A 16378-nucleotide genomic window follows, 5' to 3' on the forward strand; every position below is an offset into this window, starting at 1 on the left:
CCGAAATAAGCGGCGATCGGGGGTCATTAGTTGACATGTACATTACCTAAAACTCACTCTTCACGCGGATCGCCTTCGCCCCGGGCGGGCCGATCCGACACCCCCGGTTTGCAGCACACCCGCATCCGACCGAGGAGAGAGTCATTTCCGTACAACGTTCATCGATGATTCGCCCGAGAGCGAAGCGGCGCGCCGCACGCGCGCTCACGGTGCTGGCCGCCGTCACGGCGCTCGGCGCCGGAACGCTCGGCACCGCGCAGGCATCCGACTTCACCAACGAAGTCACCTACCGAGGCCACGAGTTCACCGTCCCCGCCTCCTGGCAGGTCGTCGACCTCGACAACCACCCGGACGCCTGCGTCCGCCTCGACCGGCACGCCGTCTACCTCGGCACCCCGTCCGGCCGGCAGAACTGCCCCTCGGGCGTGACCGGCCGCACCGAAGCGCTCCTTGTGCAGCCCGCCAAGGCCGCCGCGTCCGGCAGGAGCACCGGTCGCGTCACCGAGAACCGCACCGCCCGCACCTACCGGGCCACCGCGGACGGGATCGCCGTGACCGCCGCGTACGGCAGCGACCGTACGGAGATCCAGGAGGTCCTGCGCAGCGCCGGCCTGCCCGTCGCCTCCGCGCAGGCCGAGAAGCCCGCCGCGGCGCCCTCCGCGCTCGCCGTCCCGGCCGACGCGACCTCCTTCCAGGGCAAGGGCTTCGACGCCTGCACCGCCCCGTCCCAGGCGACGATGGACGCGTGGAAGGCGGACTCCCCGTACGGCGCCGTCGGGATCTACATCGGCGGGGTCAACCGCGGCTGCACGCAGGCGAACCTGAGCGCGCAGTGGGTGCGGGCGCAGTACACCAAGGGCTGGCGCTTCTTCCCGATCTACGTCGGGCCGCAGGCGGAAGCCGGCGCGGGCAGCTGCACGGGCGACTGCGAGGTCATCACCGACCCGGAGCCGCAGGGCATCGCGGCGGCCAATGACGCTGCCGCCCAGGCCGGTGCGCTCGGGCTCGGCCAAGGCTCGGTGATTTACGACAACCTGGAGCAGTACACCCGCGGGGGAGCTGTCACCGCTCGGGTTCTCGCCTACCTCGACGCCTACACCAAGCGCCTGCACGAGCTGGGCTACCGCTCCGGCGCGTACGGCAGTGTCTCGTCCCTGGTCACCGACCTCGTGGCCAACGCGAACACCATCACCCTGCCCGACGTGATCGACTTCGCGCGCTGGAACGACCAGGCCACCACCGACGACCCGGCGATCCCCGCCACCCTGTGGGCCGACCACCAGCGCATCCACCAGTACGCCGGCGACCAGCGCGAGACGCACGGCGGCGTGACCATCGGCATCGACCGCAACCAGCTCGACGTCGGCGAGGGCGGGGCCCCGCAGCCGCCGCAGCCCAAGGACACCAAGCTCGCTTCCACCGGCCCCGCCGCCGTCTCCAACGGCTCCCCGGCCACCCTCTCCGCCACCCTCACCACCGACACCGGTGAGCCCGTGGCCGAGCGGAAGGTGAGCTTCACTCTCGGCACCGCGCAGACCTGCGACGGCACGACCGACGCGCGGGGCGCCGCGAGCTGCACGATCGCCTCCGTCGACCAGCCGCTGAACGCCGACGCGACCGTCCCGGTCAAGGCGGCCTTCGCGGGCGACGACGCCTACAAGGCCTCGGAGACGGCGGCGACCGTCAAGCTCCAGTACGTCACCGGGCGGGCTTATGGCCTCTCGGCGGGTATCTCGCTCCTCGGACTGCCGATCGGCATCCGGCCGACCCCGGACACCGGTGCCCTCCGCACCGCCGGGGCGGGCGCCACCGCCCCGCCGTGCACCTCGAACATCAGCGTCCTGGTCATCAACGCCAAGACGCTGTGCGCGAAGGTGGAGACGAAGGCCGGGCCCAGCAGCGCCACGTCCACCGCCTCGCTGGAGGAAGCGAGCGTCGGACTGCCGGGGCTGCCGGTGCTCGGCCTGTCCGGCATCAGGTCCGTGTCGACCAGCAGCTGCACGGCGGCCACCGGCAGCACCGACCTGAAGCTGACCGTGGCAGGAGTCGAGGTGAAGCTCGACGGGGCACCGAACACCACCGTCGACCTCGGCGTCGTAGGCACCAAGCTCGTGGTGAACGAGCAGGTCAAGGTGGACGGCGGCCTCACGGTCAACGCCGCCCACCTGACCGCGCCCGGCGTGGACGTGGTCGTCGCGTCCAGTACGACGGCCGCGCACAACTGCGGCTGAACCGCACCAACTGCACGACCGGTGGGCCCCTCCTCGGAGGGGCCCATGCGGGTGTCGTACCAGCGCCGTACGAGCGCGGCCCGTCTCAATTGATGAGCACGTGAATGGACGCCCGACACGACCCCGTAATGTTGTGGAGGTGACCGTGAACGCTAAGCCCAGCGCGAGCGCTGGCAACACCTGGCGAGACCTTCCCGCGGCGCAGCAGCCTGAGTACCCCGATGCCGAGGCTCTGCGCGATGTGATCGCGGACCTCGAGTCGTATCCGCCGCTCGTCTTCGCGGGCGAGTGCGACCAGCTGCGCGCCCGGTTGGCGTCCGTCGCCAAGGGAGAGGCGTTCCTTCTCCAGGGCGGCGACTGCGCCGAGGCCTTCGACGGCGTGTCGGCCGACCACATCCGCAACAAGCTGAAGACCCTGCTCCAGATGGGCGCCGTCCTCACGTACGCGGCCTCGGTGCCGGTCGTGAAGGTCGGCAGGATCGCCGGCCAGTACTCCAAGCCGCGCTCCAAGCCGACCGAGACCCGCGACGGCGTGACGCTCCCGACCTACCGGGGCGACTCCGTCAACGGCTTCGCCTTCACCGAAGCGGACCGCATCCCGGACCCCGAACGCCTGAAGCGGATGTACAACGCGTCCGCCTCCACGCTCAACCTGGTGCGCGCCTTCACCACGGGTGGGTACGCGGACCTGCGCCAGGTGCACGCCTGGAACCAGGACTTCGTGAAGTCGTCCCCGTCGGGCCAGCGCTACGAGCAGCTGGCGCGCGAGATCGACAACGCGCTGAACTTCATGCGGGCCTGCGGCACCGACCCGGCCGAGTTCCAGACGGTCGAGTTCTACGCCTCCCACGAGGCGCTGCTCCTCGACTACGAGTCGGCGCTGACCCGCGTGGACTCGCGTACGGGCAACCTGTACGACGTCTCGGGCCACATGGTGTGGATCGGTGAGCGCACCCGTCAGCTGGACGGCGCGCACATCGAGTTCGCCTCGCAGATCCGCAACCCGATCGGGATCAAGCTGGGCCCGACGACGACGGCCGAGGACGCGCTGCAGTACATCGAGCGCCTCGACCCGGACCGTGAGCCGGGCCGCCTCACCTTCATCGTGCGGATGGGCGCGGACAAGGTCCGCGACAAGCTGCCCGAGCTGGTCGAGAAGGTCACCGCCTCCGGTGCGACCGTCGCCTGGATCACCGACCCGATGCACGGCAACACCTACGAGGCGGCCTCGGGCCACAAGACCCGTCGCTTCGACGACGTGCTGGACGAGGTCAAGGGCTTCTTCGAGGTCCACAAGGGCCTCGGCACCCACCCGGGCGGCATCCACGTCGAGCTCACCGGTGACGATGTCACCGAGTGCGTGGGCGGCGGCGACGAGATCTTCGTCGACGACCTGCACCAGCGCTACGAGACGGCCTGCGACCCGCGCCTGAACCGCAGCCAGTCCCTTGACCTGGCGTTCCTCGTCGCGGAGATGTACAGGGACCAGTGACGGGAGCACCTGTTACCGGAACGTGAATGGGGCGCGGATCACATACGATCCGCGCCCCGCTCCACTTTTGCGGTTCCTGAGCGCCGGGTAAGGTTAGGTTAGCCTCACCGATTAATCGGGACGGCAAGACTGATCAATCCCGTCGGGAGGTGAACCGCGTGTACGTCTGCAGTTGCTTCGGCATCACCGAGCAGCAGGTCAAGAAGCACGCGGAGGACGGTGCCTGCACCCCGCGCCAGGTGGCCTCCGCCTGCAAGGCGGGCACGGACTGCGGTTCGTGCGTACGGCGTATACAGGCGCTCCTGGGTCGAGGTGAGTTGCCCCGCCGTGAGCTCGCCGGCCAGGGCAAGCCGATCCTGACCGCGCTGGACGAAGCCGCCTAGCTCTCCGGCTGCTCGATCAGCTGGGCGATGTAGAGCGCCTCACCGAGCTTCTCGATCAGCTCCAGCTGGGTGTCCAGGTAGTCGATGTGGTGCTCCTCGTCCTCGAGGATCGACTCGAAGATGTTCGCGGACGTGATGTCGCCCTTGGCGCGCATCACCTCGATCCCGCGCTTGAGGCGGTCGATCGCCTCGACCTCGACCTGCCGGTCCGCCTGGAACATCTCGGTGACCGTCTGGCCCACCCGGACGTGGAAGAGCCGCTGGTAGTTCGGCAGGCCCTCCAGGAAGAGGATCCGGTCGGTGAGCACCTCGGCGTGCTTCATCTCGTCGAACGACTCGTGCCGCGTGTACTTCGCGAGCTTCGTCCAGCCGAAGTTCTCCTGCATCTTCGCGTGCAGGAAGTACTGGTTGATCGCCGTCAGCTCGCCGGTCAGCTGATCGTTGAGAAAGTCGATGACCTCGGGGTCGCCCTGCATTGCAGCGGCTCCTTCCAAGCGGGGGACTGGGCAGGTTGCGCCGCATCCTTGCACCGGCACCCAAACGCGTCCAGTAAGTGCACGCTTAGTAGGAGTTGCCCGAATCGAACCGGGGCTGGTCATGTGCAGTGTCCCGGGTCTGTCAGGATGGAGTCATGGGTCAGCCGGTGGAGCGAGAATCTGGAGAAGGCGCACAGTCACAGCTTCCGCCGGGGCAGCGACTGCAGCGTGGCTGGCCGGTCACGCACTACGGTCCCGTACCCAAGTTCCGCCCCGAACGCTGGGAGTTCAGGGTCTTCGGTGCCACCGCGGACGGCGACAAGCACTGCTGGACCCACGAGGAGTTCGCCGCACTGCCGTATGCCAGCGTCGTGGCCGATCTGCACTGCGTGACGAAGTTCAGCATGCTCGGAGCCGAATGGGGTGGCATCCCGGCTCGTACGATCCTGGAGATCGCCCCGCCCGCGCCCGCGGTCACCCACGTCATGGTCTGGGCCGAGTACGGGTTCAGTTCGAACCTCCGCCTCGCGGACTTCGCCTCGGACCGCACGATCTTCGCCACCCACAAGGACGGTGAGCTGCTCACCGCGGAGCACGGCTTTCCGCTCCGTCTCGTCGTGCCGCATCTGTATGCCTGGAAGGGCCCCAAGTGGGTCCGCGGCGTCGAGTACATGACGGCCGACCGCCGCGGCTTCTGGGAGGAGCGCGGCTACCACAACGTCGGCGACCCCTGGCGAGAGCAGCGCTACTCGTACCAGGAAGAGCCCGGGGACGGCCCCGAGCTCTGATTCCTGGTCCTTGCGCGGTACGTCAGTGGTGGTACTGGTGCACCACCGCGTGCCCCTTGCCGCGGCCGATCATCCACTTGTTGACCGGGGTCGTGACCACGAAGGCGATCGCGAGCGAGAGGGCCAGCGCGCCCCAGAACAACAGGTCGTCCAGGTGCGCGTCCATCGCGTCCGGCCACAGCACGATCACTCCGTTGTCGATCAGCTCCATTACGGCGATCGACAGGGTGTCCGCGGCGAGCGCGACCCGGAACGCCGTCCTGAAGTCGACGCCGGCCTTGAGCACTCCGCGCAGGGTGAGCGAGTAGCCGAAGACGAAGGCGAGCACGATCGCCAGGATCATCGTCGGCACATTGCCCCAGCCGAACGCGGTGCCCACCACCATGCCGAGCACCTCACCGATGGCGCAGCCGGTGAGGCAGTGCAGGGTGGCCTGGGCGGCCATGGACCAGGTGACCTTGCCCATGCCGTGCGCCTCGTGGTGGGCGTGCTCGGCGTGCGTGTGGTGCTCGTGCTCGCCGTGTGCGTGCTCGTCGTGTGCCTGGTCGGAGTGTGCGTGGTCGGCGTGCGTGTCGTGCTGCATGAGAGGGCCCCCAACGTCAGGTGACGGTTCCTGCACCTGGCAAGAACCGTATACCCCCAGGGGGTATTCCTCAATGGGTCGGCGATCTCATCCGTCGCGCAGTTTCTTCAGCCGCTCCACGTCCGCCGCGTGCCCTTCCTTGCCGCCGGGCGTCTCGATGATCAGGGGTACGCCGTCGGTCGCGGGGTGGGCCATCAGCGCACGGAACGGGTCCTCGCCGATGTGGCCGGAGCCAATGTTCTCGTGGCGGTCCTTGTGTGCGCCGACCACATCCTTGGAGTCATTGGCGTGGATGAGCTTCAGCCGTCCCTCGCCGACGGTGTCCACCAGCAGGTCGAGGGTCTGGTGCATCCCGCTCGGCCCCGTCAGGTCGTGGCCGGCCGCGTAGATGTGGCAGGTGTCGAGGCAGACGCCCAGCTTGGGGTGGGCGTCGAGGGCCTCGAAGTACGGCCCGAAGTCCCAGGTGCGCGAGCAGAGGGAGGCGCCCTGCCCGGCGGTCGACTCCAGCAGGAGATACGGGTCGTCGTCGTGGGTCAGCTCGTCGAGCAGCGGCAGCATGTGCTCGCGCACCTGTTTCAGGGCGACCGAGCGGTCCCGGCCGCCGGTGGCGCTCCCGGTGTGCACGACGACGCCGAGCGCGCCGATCTCCCGGGCCCGGCGCAGCGAGTGCCGCAGCGACAGGACCGACTTCTCGACGGTCGCCTCGGTGTGCGAGCCGAAGTTGATCAGATACGGCGCGTGGACGTACGCGGGAATCGACTCGTCGGCGCACGCCGCGCGGAACTCCTCGTCCTGCTTCGGGTTGCCCACGGGTGTCGCCCAGCCGCGCGGATTGGCGACGAAGACCTGGACGGTCTCGGCGCCCATCTCGCGCGCGTAGGTGAGGCCGACGGAGTTGAGGCCGCCGGCCACGGGCACATGGCCGCCGACGGGATTGCGGAGCTGCTTGCTGGTCACACCCTTCAGGGTGTCACGCGCATCGGGGCGCCCGGTCGGCGGACCGGACGCCCTGGCCGGCCCCGGAGACCTACTCGACCTCGATCGTGATGGTCGACCCCTTGGGCGCCTCGTCGCCGCCCTCGACCGACTGGCCCTTGACCTTGTCCCCGAAGAGATGGAGCAGACCGCGGTCCTCGTCGACCTTGAAGCCGGCGTCCTCCAGCTCCTGCTTCGCGTCGTCGACGCTCTTGCCCACGACGTCGGGGACCTCCACCATCACGGGGCCCTTGGAGATCGTCAGCGTCACGGTGTCGCCCGAGGCGGCCTGCTTGTCGGCGGCCGGCGTCTGCTGGGCGACATCGCCCTTGTCGTACTCCGAATTGATCTGCGTGGAGGAGATCTCGACCTTCAGGCCCGCGTCCTGCAGGTCCGCCTTGGCGTCCTCGACGGACTCGCCCTTGACGTCGGGCACGTCCACCGGGCTGCCCTTGCTGACGACGAGCGCGATGGCCGAGCCGGCGTGGCGTTCGATGCCCGCGCCCGGATCGCTGCTGATCACATAGCCCTTGAGGACGTCCTCGCTGAACGCGCGGGTGACCATCCCCGCCGCCAGGCCCTCCCGCTTCAGGCGGGCCTTGGCCTCGTCGAGCGCGTCGCCCTTCAGGTCGGGCACCTTCACCGTCTCCGGGCCGTCGGAGACGAGCAGCGTCACCGTGGCGTTGTCCCGGATGCGCTCGCCGACCGCCGGGTCGGTGCTGATGACCGTGCCGCGCTTGGCGACGGTGCTGTACTGGTGCTTGATCTTGACGTCGAGGCCGGCCGTCTCCAGCCGGTCGGTGGCCTTCTTCTGGGCCATCGCGATCACCGGCGGGACCTTGGTGAACTGGCCGGAGTTGATGTACCAGACGCCCGCGCCGAGTCCCAGCGCCAGCAGCGCCGCGACGACGATCGCGACCAGCCCGCGCCGGGGGCGCCAGGAGCCCCCGAGGTGCCGAGAGGGCGGCGGCGGAGACGTCTCGTAGAGGCTGGTCCGCTCGAAGCGGTTGGTCCCCGACAGGCCGGCGGTGTGGTCGGCGTCGTCCTCGTTGACGGGGAGCGGCCGCGGCACGGACAGCGAGCGCGGGATCACGCTCGTACGGTCCTGGGCGTTGTCGTGGGCCGCGGCGATCGCCTGCGGCGGCACGGCGTCCAGCTGCTCGGCGCTCAGTCCGGCCCGCCCGTCCAGGACCTGGGCGAGCAGCGCCACCGCGTCGTGCGGGCGCAGCTCGGGGTTGCGGGCGGTCGCCGAGGCGACCAGCTCGTCGAGGGCGTAGGGCAGCCCGGGCACGGCGGCCGACGGCGGCGGAACATCCGCGTGGAGATGCTGGTAGAGCACCTGCGCCGGGGAGCTTCCGGAGTGCGGCTTGTCGCCGGTGAGCATTTCGTAGAGGACGACTCCACAGGCGTAGACGTCGACGCGGGTGTCGGCCGTGCCGTGCTCTATCTGCTCCGGCGCCAGGTACGACACCGTGCCGAGGATGGCGCCGGTGGTGTTCGTGACGGTGCCCACGGCCCGTACGAGACCGAAGTCGGCGACCTTGACCCGGCCGTCGTCCCCTATCAGGACGTTCTCCGGCTTCATGTCGCGGTGCACGAACCCGGCGCGGTGCGCGGCGCCGAGGGCGGCGAGCACCGGCTCCAGGATGTCGAGCGCGGCGCGCGGCTGCAGCGCCCCGCGCTCGCGCAGCACGTCGCGCAGGGTGCACCCGGCGACGTACTCCATGGCGAGATAGACGTACGCCCCGTCGGTTCCCTGGTCGAAGACCTGCACCACGTTGGGGTGCGCGAGCCGGGCCACCGACTTGGCCTCGCGGATGAAGCGCTCCACGAAGGAGGCGTCGGAGGCCAGCGTCGGGTGCATCACCTTGAGGGCGAGCACGCGGTCGAGGCGGGTGTCCACGGCCCGGTAGACCGTGGCCATCCCGCCGACCGCGATCCGCGCCTCGACGCGGTAGCGCCCGTCGAGCAGCTGCCCGACCAGTGGGTCCTGAAGGGTCGTGTCCACGCAGGTGAGTGTACGAGCCGACACCGACACGACGACCCGTTAGGGCGATACCGGGGCGGTACTGCAGCCGACCTGTGACGCACCTCTCCGGCTGCTGCTACCGCTGGGGGAACTGCTGTGCGAGATGCCGTTCCGTGAGCGGCCCGGGGCCGGTGGCGGCCGCACGCGGACTCAGAACGCGGGCCGCTCCGGGTCCAGTCGTGCCATTCCCGTCGCGGGGGAGGACGCCTCGGCGAAGTGCCGCTTCGGGATGCGGCCCGCGCGCCGGGCCAGCCGGCCGGCCTTGACGGCGTGCCGCATGGCCTCCGCCATGAGCACCGGCTCCTGCGCCCGCGTCACGGCCGAGGCGAGCATCACACCCGCGCACCCCAGCTCCATCGCGAGCGCCGCGTCGGACGCCGTACCCGCCCCCGCGTCCAGGATCACCGGCACGCGCGCGTGCTCCACGATCAGCTGGAAGTTGTGCGGGTTGCGGATGCCGAGCCCGGAGCCGATGGGCGAGCCCAGCGGCATGATCGCGGCGCAGCCGGCGTCCTCCAGCTTCCGCGCCAGGATCGGGTCGTCGTTCGTGTACGGCAGCACGGTGAAGCCGTCGTCCACCAGGGTCTCGGCGGCGTCGAGCAGCTCGATCGGGTCGGGCAGCAGGGTGCGCTCGTCGGCGATGACCTCCAGCTTGACCAGGTCGGTGCCGAGGGCCTCGCGCGCGAGCCGGGCGGTCAGCACGGCCTCGCCCGCGGTGAAGCAGCCGGCCGTGTTGGGCAGCACCCGGATGCCGAGCCTGTCGAGCACGGAGAGGATCGAGCCGTGTGCCTCGGGGTTCACCCGGCGCATCGCCACCGTGGTCAGCTCCGTGCCGGACGCCACGAGTGAGCGCTCCAGGATGTCGAGGCTGGGCGCGCCGCCCGTGCCCATGATGAGGCGGGACGAGAGCGACGTACCGCCGAGCAGGAAGGGATCGTCGGCCATGGGTCAGCCTCCTTGGACGGCGGTGAGGACTTCGACGCGGTCTCCCTCGGAGAGGGGAGTGGATTTCCACTGCGCGCGCGGGACGACGGTTTCGTTGAGGGCGGCGGCGATGCCGGAAGGGGCCGGGGTGAGCGTCGCGACGAGCGTGTCGAGCGCGGTGCCCTCGGCGAGGTGCTGCCGCTCCCCGTTGACGAAGACGTTCATGCGGGCTGCTCCGTGAGTGCGGTGGCGTGAAAGCGCCGGGGGGTGAAGGGGCGTGCCTCTTCGGGGAGTTCGCCGGTGGTCAGGGCGTGCGCCATCGCGTCGCCGGTGACGGGGGTGAGCAGCACGCCGTTGCGGTAGTGGCCGGTGGCGAGGAGAAGCCCGTCCAGCTCGGTCGGGCCGAGCAGCGGCGCGTTGTCGGGGGAGCCGGGGCGCAGTCCGGCCCGGGTCTCGGTGAGCGGCAGTTCGGTGATCCCGGGGACCAGCTCGTGGGCGTCGCGCAGCAGCTCGTAGACACCGCCCGCGGTCACCGTGGTGTCCCAGCCCAGCTCCTCGCTGGTGGCGCCCACGACCAGCTCGCCGTTCTCGCGTGGCACCAGGTAGACGTGGCTGCCGCGCACGACGGCGCGCACGGTCCGGTTCAGGAAGGGCGCGTACCGCTTGGGCACGGTCAGCCGCAGCACCTGCCCCTTCACGGGGCGCACGGGCGGCAGTACGGCGTCGGGGACACCCGCGAGCTGTCCGCTGAGACTGCCTCCGGCGAGGACGACCTGCCCCGCGGCCAGTTCGGTGCCGCCCGCGATGACCACTCCGGTCGCCCGGTCCCCTGCGACGCGAAGGCGCTCGGCCCACGTCCGGTGGAACACCACCCCGGCGCGCTCGCACGCCGTGACCAGCGCCTTGGCGAGCCGCCGCGGGTCGATCTGGTGGTCGCCGTCGACCCGGAGACCGCCGCGAACGCCCGGCGCGAGCATCGGCTCCAGCCGACGGCACTCGCGACCGCTCAGCCACTCCGACTCCAGGCCCGAGCCCTGCTGGAGGGTGTGCAGTTCCCGCAGGTGGGCGCGGTCGTCGGCGTCCAGCGCGACCGCGAGTGTGCCGCAGCGGCGGTAGCCGAGGTCCTGGCCCGTCGCCTCGGTCAGCTCGGCGGCGAACTCGGGATAGCGGCGCGCGGAGGCGAGGTTGAGGCCCAGCAGGGTCTGCTCGCCGTAGTGCAGTTCGGTGACGGCGGCCAGCATCCCGGCCGCCACCCGGGCCGCTCCGCCGCCCGGTTCGGGGTCCACGACCGCGGTGCCGAGACCGCGCTGCGCGGCCCGCCACGCGGTCACCAGACCGATGATTCCGCCCCCCACCACGAGGACGTCCGAGGCGCGCGTGTCCGGGACATGCGCAGCCGATGTACGTGTAGGCATGGGCGTCCAGCCCCTCCCTTCGCCGGCATGACCCGGATCAGGTTCGTACGGTCGGAGGCCGCCAGCCTCCCTCTCAGCCCGGTGCGTCCGGGCTCCCGCGAGTGCTTGTACGTTGGCCACCCTAGCCCGCCGCCGCATGCCTCAGTAAGGGAGCCTCGCCGCATGGCCCGCTCGCTCGACGGTCTCGTCTTCGCCCCCGTCGCCGACCAGGCCCCAGGCCAGGTGGGCACCCGCACCCGCTTCACGTACCACGAGAAGGACGCCGAGATCTGGGCCGAGTACGCGGGCGGCGATGTCGTACGCGGCCATCTCGTGGGTACCCGGGAGGGTGACCGCCTCGACTTCCGGTACGTGCAGCTCAAGCAGGACGGCACCACCGCCTCCGGGCACTGCGTCTCGCTCGTCGTGGAGCTGACCGACGGCCGCGTACGCCTGGAGGAGACCTGGGAGTGGGAGTCGGGGACGGGCAGTGGGACGAGTGTTGTGGAACAGGTCACTGAGCACGCCCACTGACTGACGAACTGTCAGCTGTCTATGGTGATCAGGTGAGCGAGCAGACGCAGGCGCGAGGTCAGTCGGCACGGCGGGTCGTCGTCGTGGGCGCGGGCATGGCCGGGGTGCAGACCGCGGTCGCCCTGCGGGAGCAGGGCTTCACCGGCAGCGTGACGCTGATCGGCGCGGAACCCCATCAGCCCTACGACCGGCCACCCCTGTCCAAAGCCGTGCTGCTCGGCAAGGCCGAGGGCTCCGCCTTCGACGTCGACTTCGAGGCGCTCGGCATCGAACTGCAGCTCGGGCGCGAGGTCATGGGCGTACGCCCCGGGGACCACGAGCTCGACACGGTGACCGGACCTGTGCCGTACGACGTCCTGGTCATCGCCACCGGAGCCGAACCCATCCAGCTGCCGGGCGCCGAGGGCGTGCCCGGCGTCCACCTGCTGCGCACCCTCGACGACGCCGAGCGGCTGCGCCCGGTCCTCGCCCAGCAGCACGACATCGTGGTCGTCGGCGCGGGCTGGATCGGTGCCGAGTTCGCCACGGCCGCGCGCGAGGCGGGGTGCGCGGTGACCGTCGTCGAGGCCGCCGACCGGCCGCTCGCCGGGGCGCTGCCGGAAGAAGTGGCCGCGCCCATGGCGGCCTGGTACGCCGACAGCGGGGCCGAACTGCGCACCCACGCGCGCGTGGAGCGCATCGAGGCGGGCGCTGTGGTGCTCGACGACGGCTCGCGGGTGCCCGCCGGTGCCGTCGTGGTCGGTATCGGCGCGCGCCCGGCCACCGGCTGGCTCGCCGGCTCCGGCATCGAGCTCGGGGCCCACCGCGAAGTGGTGGCCGACGACCACCTGCGCACCTCCGTGCCGGACGTGTACGCGGTCGGCGACTGCGCCTCCTTCCCTTCGGGAAGGTATGAGGGGCGCCTGCTGGTTCACCACTGGGACAACGCCCTCCAGGGACCGCGCACGGTGGCGGCGAACATCATCGGCGAGTCCCCGGCGGCCTACGACCCGGTCCCGTACTTCTGGTCCGAGCAGTTCGGCCGTTTCGTCCAGTACGTCGGCCACCACGAGACCGCCGACACGACGGTGTGGCGCGGCGACCCTTCGGGAGCCGCCTGGACGGTGTGCTGGCTGCGCACCGGCCGCCTCGTCGCCCTCCTCGCGGTCGGCCGCCCCCGCGACCTGGCCCAGGGGCGCCGGCTCATCGAGGCGGGCACACCGATGGACCCGGCACTGCTGCCGGATCCGGCGAGGCCGCTGAAGGCGGCGACGGCGTAGCAGCCGGGTTCTCCGCACCGCGACGGCCTTGACGGACACTCCGTCGGCCCAGGTGGGACGGCCCCGGCTTCCGAGTGTCAGTCCGGGATGGCAGGCTTGTCCCGTGACCGAGATTGACGCAAAGACCGATGCTCTCGTCCCCGCCTGGCTCAACCTTCCCGACATCGCAGAGATGCTCGATGTCGAGGTGACGCGCGTGCGGCAGCTGGTCAAGGAAGGCCAGCTCATCGCCGTACGCCGTGGTGAGAACCGGGCGCTGGCCGTGCCCGCCGCCTTCATCGACGCGGCCGAGCAGAAGGTCGTCAAGGGCCTGGCCGGGACCTTGACGCTCCTGAGGGACGACGGCTTCTCCGACGAAGAGATGCTCGAGTGGCTCTTCACCCCCGACCCGACCCTGCCGGGTACGCCCGCGCAGGCCCTGAGCGAGAATCGCGGCACGGAGGTGAAGCGCCGCGCCCAGGCGCTCGCCGTCTGACCGATACGAACCGTCCGGTGTGCGGGCGGCGCAGCCCGCCGACCCGCACACCACCGACAACGGGGGACACAGTCATGCCCACCACCGCCCGCGCCCAGCTCGCCGACGCCCGCGTCTACCTCTGCACGGACGCCCGCAGGCGCCAGGGCGACCTCGCCGAGTTCCTGGACGCGGTCCTGGCGGGCGGCGTCGACATCGTGCAGCTGCGCGACAAGGGCATGGAGGCCGGTGAGGAGCTGGAGCACCTTCAGGTCTTCGCCGACGCCTGCGCACGCCACGGCAAGCTCCTCGCGGTCAACGACCGTGCGGACGTCGCCCACGCCATCGGCGCCGACGTGCTGCACCTCGGCCAGGGCGACCTGCCGGTCCCCGCGGCCCGCGCGATCCTCGGGGACGACGTCCTGATCGGCCGCTCCACACACGCCGACGCGGAGGCCGAGGCGGCCGCCGTCCAGGACGGCGTGGACTACTTCTGCACCGGCCCCTGCTGGCCGACCCCCACCAAGCCCGGCCGCCACGCGCCCGGCCTGGACCTGGTCCGCCACACCGCCTCGCTCCGCACCGACCGCCCCTGGTTCGCGATCGGCGGCATCGACCTCGGCAATCTCGACGAGGTGCTGGAGGCGGGCGCCCGCCGGGTCGTCGTCGTCCGCGCGATCACGGAGGCGGACGATCCGGGAGCGGCGGCGGGGGAGTTCGCGAAGCGGCTGCGCGCAGCGTAGGTCCACGACAACTGTCCGAGGGGTGGACAAGAAGTCGACAAATCGGACAATTCTCAGCGGTTCGGTTGGGGGACCGGCGCCCCCTGGCTAACCTGCCGGTATGGCCCTCGGATCCGCTTCCACCAGGACTGATCGCGCACGCACCGTGCGCGACATGCTCGCCACCGGCAAGAAGACCTACTCGTTCGAGTTCTCCGCGCCGAAGACCCCCAAGGGCGAGCGCAACCTGTGGAACGCGCTGCGCCGCGTCGAGGCCGTCGCCCCCGACTTCGTCTCCGTGACCTACGGCGCAGGCGGCTCCACGCGCGCGGGCACCGTCAAGGAGACCGAGCAGATCGTCGCCGACACGACGCTCACCCCGGTCGCCCACCTCACCGCGGTCAACCACTCCATCGCCGAGCTGCGCAACATCATCGGCCAGTACGCCGACGCCGGGATCCGCAACATGCTCGCGGTCCGCGGCGACCCGCCCGGCGACCCGATGGGCGACTGGGTGCCGCACCCCCGCGGCCTGACCTACGCCGCCGAACTCGTCCGTCTCATCAAGGAGTCCGGCGACTTCTGCGTCGGCGTCGCGGCCTTCCCGGAGATGCACCCGCGCTCCGCCGAGTGGGACCTCGACGTCGAGCACTTCGTCGACAAGTGCCGCGCCGGCGCCGACTACGCGATCACGCAGATGTTCTTCCAGCCCGAGTCCTATCTGCGCCTTCGTGACCGTGTCGGCGCCGCCGGCTGCGAGACCCCGGTGATTCCCGAGGTGATGCCGGTGACCAGCGTGAAGATGCTGGAGCGCCTGCCGCAGCTCAGCAACGCCGCCATCCCCGCCGTCCTGAAAGAGCGGATCCTCACAGCCGAAGACGATCCGGCGGCTGTACGCTCCATTGGCATTGAGTTCGCGACGGAGTTCTGCGCGAAGCTGCTGGACGAGGGAGTCCCCGGACTGCACTTCATCACGCTCAACAACTCCACGGCGACGCTGGAAATCTACGAAAATCTGGGGCTGCACCACCCACAGCAGGCCTAGACCGGTCGCACCCGCGTACGACACACTGCGTAGCGGCCACCTGGGAGAGGGGCGTACATGGGCTTTACGGTCCTCTACATCGCGTTCGGCATCGTCGCGCTGTGGCTGCTCGGCGAGGTCCTGCTGCAGTACAAGGCGCGGCTGCGCTGGCGACTGCTCGCCTTCGTCGGTTTCCTCGGCGTCGTCCTCGGCGTACTGAGCCGTTCCGTCGTGGTCATAGGCCTCGGTGCCGCCGCCTTCACGGTCGGCCAGACCTACGTCACCCTGTCGTTCCGCCGCGGCTTCGCGTCCGGCTGGGCCGTCCGCAACCGTCCGGGCGCCGGCGTCATGAGCGGTGGCAAGGGCGGCAAGAGCAAGCGCCGCCGCGGCGAGCCCGATCACCAGGAACCGACGCTGGAGGTCACCGACCTCGAAGCGACCGGCGAGGCCGCGTACACGCAGGACGAGGCATACGACGACTACGACCGTGACGACGTGTTCCGTCCCGCGCAGCCCGTCGAGACGATGGCCTCGGCCGCCGAGAGCACCGCCGTCTACGAGCCGCAGCCGCTGCCCGAGGACACCGGCCAGTACGGCGTCTACACCGACGCGGCGTACGCGGCCGCCACCGACCCCTCCTACGCGGCCACCGCCCAGGCCCAGGACCCCAGCCAGAACTTCGCGTACGACGGATACACCGGCTACGACCAGCAGCAGTACGCCTACGACACCACCGGACAGCAGCAGTACGCCGCCTACTCCGATCCGTACATCGGCACCCAGACCTACGGCGGAGCCACGTACGACACCACCTACGGCGGCGAGCAGCAGCAGTACGGCCAGCAGCAGGGCTACGCCCAGGACCCGTACGCCACGGGCGGCTACGGCGGCGAGACCCCGGCCGGCGGCCTCTGGGTGCCACAGCAGCGCAGCACCGACGACCCGTACGGCGGCGAACTCCCGCCGGAGCAGCCGTATCCGTACCAGGACAACGGCAACGGCAACGTCCAGGGCAACGGGACCGGGTACGACGAGCAGTACCGGTACTGAGCACAGCCGTGTGAGGGCCCGGCGGGCAGTACCCGCCGGGCCCTCACGCGTTCACGGCTT

Annotated in this window: 17 protein-coding genes and 1 riboswitch; of the genes, 10 read left to right on the plus strand and 7 right to left on the minus strand. The window is 70.6% G+C overall.

From position 1 onward, the window contains the following. The first annotated feature begins 164 nt into the window (after window positions 1-164). The 3 genes from AB5J56_RS32595 to AB5J56_RS32605 all read left to right on the plus strand — a co-directional run bounded on the left by AB5J56_RS32595 (window position 165) and on the right by AB5J56_RS32605 (window position 4106). Complete coding sequence (locus AB5J56_RS32595; protein WP_369237853.1) at window positions 165-2231, plus strand: choice-of-anchor P family protein; 2067 nt, start codon at window positions 165-167, stop codon at window positions 2229-2231. A gap of 139 nt (window positions 2232-2370) precedes the next feature. Next, complete coding sequence (locus tag AB5J56_RS32600) at window positions 2371-3723, plus strand: class II 3-deoxy-7-phosphoheptulonate synthase (RefSeq protein WP_369237855.1); 1353 nt, start codon at window positions 2371-2373, stop codon at window positions 3721-3723. Window positions 3724-3872: 149 nt separating this feature from the next. Then, window positions 3873-4106, plus strand: a complete 234-nt coding sequence (locus AB5J56_RS32605; RefSeq protein WP_369237857.1) for a bacterioferritin-associated ferredoxin — start codon at window positions 3873-3875, stop codon at window positions 4104-4106. On the opposite strand, the gene bfr is transcribed toward AB5J56_RS32605, so the two are convergent. After that, window positions 4103-4582, minus strand: coding sequence for a bacterioferritin (bfr, locus tag AB5J56_RS32610; protein WP_369237859.1), 480 nt, complete (start codon window positions 4580-4582; stop codon window positions 4103-4105). The genes AB5J56_RS32605 and bfr overlap by 4 nt on opposite strands. A gap of 155 nt (window positions 4583-4737) precedes the next feature. Here bfr and AB5J56_RS32615 point away from each other — a divergent pair, with 155 nt between their 5' ends. Then, window positions 4738-5370, plus strand: a complete 633-nt coding sequence (locus tag AB5J56_RS32615) for a sulfite oxidase-like oxidoreductase (protein WP_369237861.1) — start codon at window positions 4738-4740, stop codon at window positions 5368-5370. 22 nt (window positions 5371-5392) lie between these two features. Here AB5J56_RS32615 and AB5J56_RS32620 read toward each other — a convergent pair whose 3' ends face one another. The 6 genes from AB5J56_RS32620 to thiO form a co-directional block, all read right to left on the minus strand. After that, the gene (locus tag AB5J56_RS32620) at window positions 5393-5953 is read right to left on the minus strand and encodes a DUF4396 domain-containing protein (RefSeq protein WP_369237863.1); all 561 of its coding nucleotides are present in this window, start codon (window positions 5951-5953) and stop codon (window positions 5393-5395) included. 87 nt (window positions 5954-6040) lie between these two features. After that, a complete protein-coding gene (locus AB5J56_RS32625; protein ID WP_369237865.1) occupies window positions 6041-6910 on the minus strand; it encodes a deoxyribonuclease IV in 870 nt (289 codons plus the stop codon). Between the two features lie 70 nt (window positions 6911-6980). Then, the gene (gene pknB, locus AB5J56_RS32630) at window positions 6981-8936 is read right to left on the minus strand and encodes a Stk1 family PASTA domain-containing Ser/Thr kinase (RefSeq protein ID WP_369237867.1); all 1956 of its coding nucleotides are present in this window, start codon (window positions 8934-8936) and stop codon (window positions 6981-6983) included. Between the two features lie 171 nt (window positions 8937-9107). Continuing rightward, window positions 9108-9902, minus strand: a complete 795-nt coding sequence (locus AB5J56_RS32635) for a thiazole synthase (RefSeq protein ID WP_369237869.1) — start codon at window positions 9900-9902, stop codon at window positions 9108-9110. 3 nt (window positions 9903-9905) lie between these two features. Further along, entirely contained in the window at window positions 9906-10106 is a 201-nt protein-coding gene (thiS, locus tag AB5J56_RS32640) for a sulfur carrier protein ThiS (RefSeq protein ID WP_369237871.1), read from the minus strand. Further along, window positions 10103-11296, minus strand: coding sequence for a glycine oxidase ThiO (gene thiO, locus AB5J56_RS32645; protein WP_369237873.1), 1194 nt, complete (start codon window positions 11294-11296; stop codon window positions 10103-10105). The genes thiS and thiO overlap by 4 nt, the downstream gene beginning before the upstream one ends. After that, window positions 11294-11405: riboswitch (TPP riboswitch) on the minus strand. (Overlaps the previous gene by 3 nt.) Window positions 11406-11458: 53 nt before the next feature. Here thiO and AB5J56_RS32650 point away from each other — a divergent pair. From AB5J56_RS32650 to AB5J56_RS32675, 6 genes are all read left to right on the plus strand, one after another. Next, window positions 11459-11809: a hypothetical protein gene (locus AB5J56_RS32650; protein ID WP_369237875.1), complete on the plus strand. Its 351-nt coding sequence runs from the start codon at window positions 11459-11461 to the stop codon at window positions 11807-11809. A gap of 32 nt (window positions 11810-11841) precedes the next feature. Continuing rightward, the gene (locus AB5J56_RS32655) at window positions 11842-13068 is read left to right on the plus strand and encodes an NAD(P)/FAD-dependent oxidoreductase (RefSeq protein ID WP_369237877.1); all 1227 of its coding nucleotides are present in this window, start codon (window positions 11842-11844) and stop codon (window positions 13066-13068) included. Window positions 13069-13171: 103 nt separating this feature from the next. Next, entirely contained in the window at window positions 13172-13543 is a 372-nt protein-coding gene (locus AB5J56_RS32660) for an Rv2175c family DNA-binding protein (protein WP_369237879.1), read from the plus strand. Window positions 13544-13617: 74 nt separating this feature from the next. After that, on the plus strand, window positions 13618-14265 hold the full coding sequence (gene thiE / locus AB5J56_RS32665) for a thiamine phosphate synthase (protein WP_369237881.1): 648 nt from the start codon (window positions 13618-13620) through the stop codon (window positions 14263-14265). Window positions 14266-14365: 100 nt separating this feature from the next. Continuing rightward, window positions 14366-15289 carry a methylenetetrahydrofolate reductase [NAD(P)H] gene (gene metF / locus AB5J56_RS32670; RefSeq protein ID WP_369237883.1) on the plus strand — a complete coding sequence of 308 codons (924 nt, stop codon included), beginning with the start codon at window positions 14366-14368 and terminating at the stop codon, window positions 15287-15289. Window positions 15290-15346: 57 nt separating this feature from the next. Further along, window positions 15347-16318, plus strand: a complete 972-nt coding sequence (locus tag AB5J56_RS32675; RefSeq protein ID WP_369237885.1) for a hypothetical protein — start codon at window positions 15347-15349, stop codon at window positions 16316-16318. Window positions 16319-16378 lie beyond the last annotated feature (60 nt).

The sequence above is a fragment of the Streptomyces sp. R21 genome (assembly GCF_041051975.1).
Lineage (GTDB): Bacteria > Actinomycetota > Actinomycetes > Streptomycetales > Streptomycetaceae > Streptomyces.

Excerpts from the sequence above, each read along its gene's own strand:
- thiE (WP_369237881.1), top strand. The coding sequence starts at position 13,618 with ATGCCCACCACCGCCCGCGCCCAGCTCGCCGACGCCCGCGTCTACCTC.
- AB5J56_RS32615 (WP_369237861.1), top strand. The coding sequence starts at position 4,738 with ATGGGTCAGCCGGTGGAGCGAGAATCTGGAGAAGGCGCACAGTCACAG.
- thiO (WP_369237873.1), bottom strand. The coding sequence starts at position 11,296 with ATGCCTACACGTACATCGGCTGCGCATGTCCCGGACACGCGCGCCTCG.
- bfr (WP_369237859.1), bottom strand. The coding sequence starts at position 4,582 with ATGCAGGGCGACCCCGAGGTCATCGACTTTCTCAACGATCAGCTGACC.
- AB5J56_RS32595 (WP_369237853.1), top strand. The coding sequence starts at position 165 with ATGATTCGCCCGAGAGCGAAGCGGCGCGCCGCACGCGCGCTCACGGTG.
- AB5J56_RS32650 (WP_369237875.1), top strand. The coding sequence starts at position 11,459 with ATGGCCCGCTCGCTCGACGGTCTCGTCTTCGCCCCCGTCGCCGACCAG.
- thiS (WP_369237871.1), bottom strand. The coding sequence starts at position 10,106 with ATGAACGTCTTCGTCAACGGGGAGCGGCAGCACCTCGCCGAGGGCACC.
- AB5J56_RS32620 (WP_369237863.1), bottom strand. The coding sequence starts at position 5,953 with ATGCAGCACGACACGCACGCCGACCACGCACACTCCGACCAGGCACAC.
- AB5J56_RS32635 (WP_369237869.1), bottom strand. The coding sequence starts at position 9,902 with ATGGCCGACGATCCCTTCCTGCTCGGCGGTACGTCGCTCTCGTCCCGC.
- metF (WP_369237883.1), top strand. The coding sequence starts at position 14,366 with ATGGCCCTCGGATCCGCTTCCACCAGGACTGATCGCGCACGCACCGTG.
- AB5J56_RS32675 (WP_369237885.1), top strand. The coding sequence starts at position 15,347 with ATGGGCTTTACGGTCCTCTACATCGCGTTCGGCATCGTCGCGCTGTGG.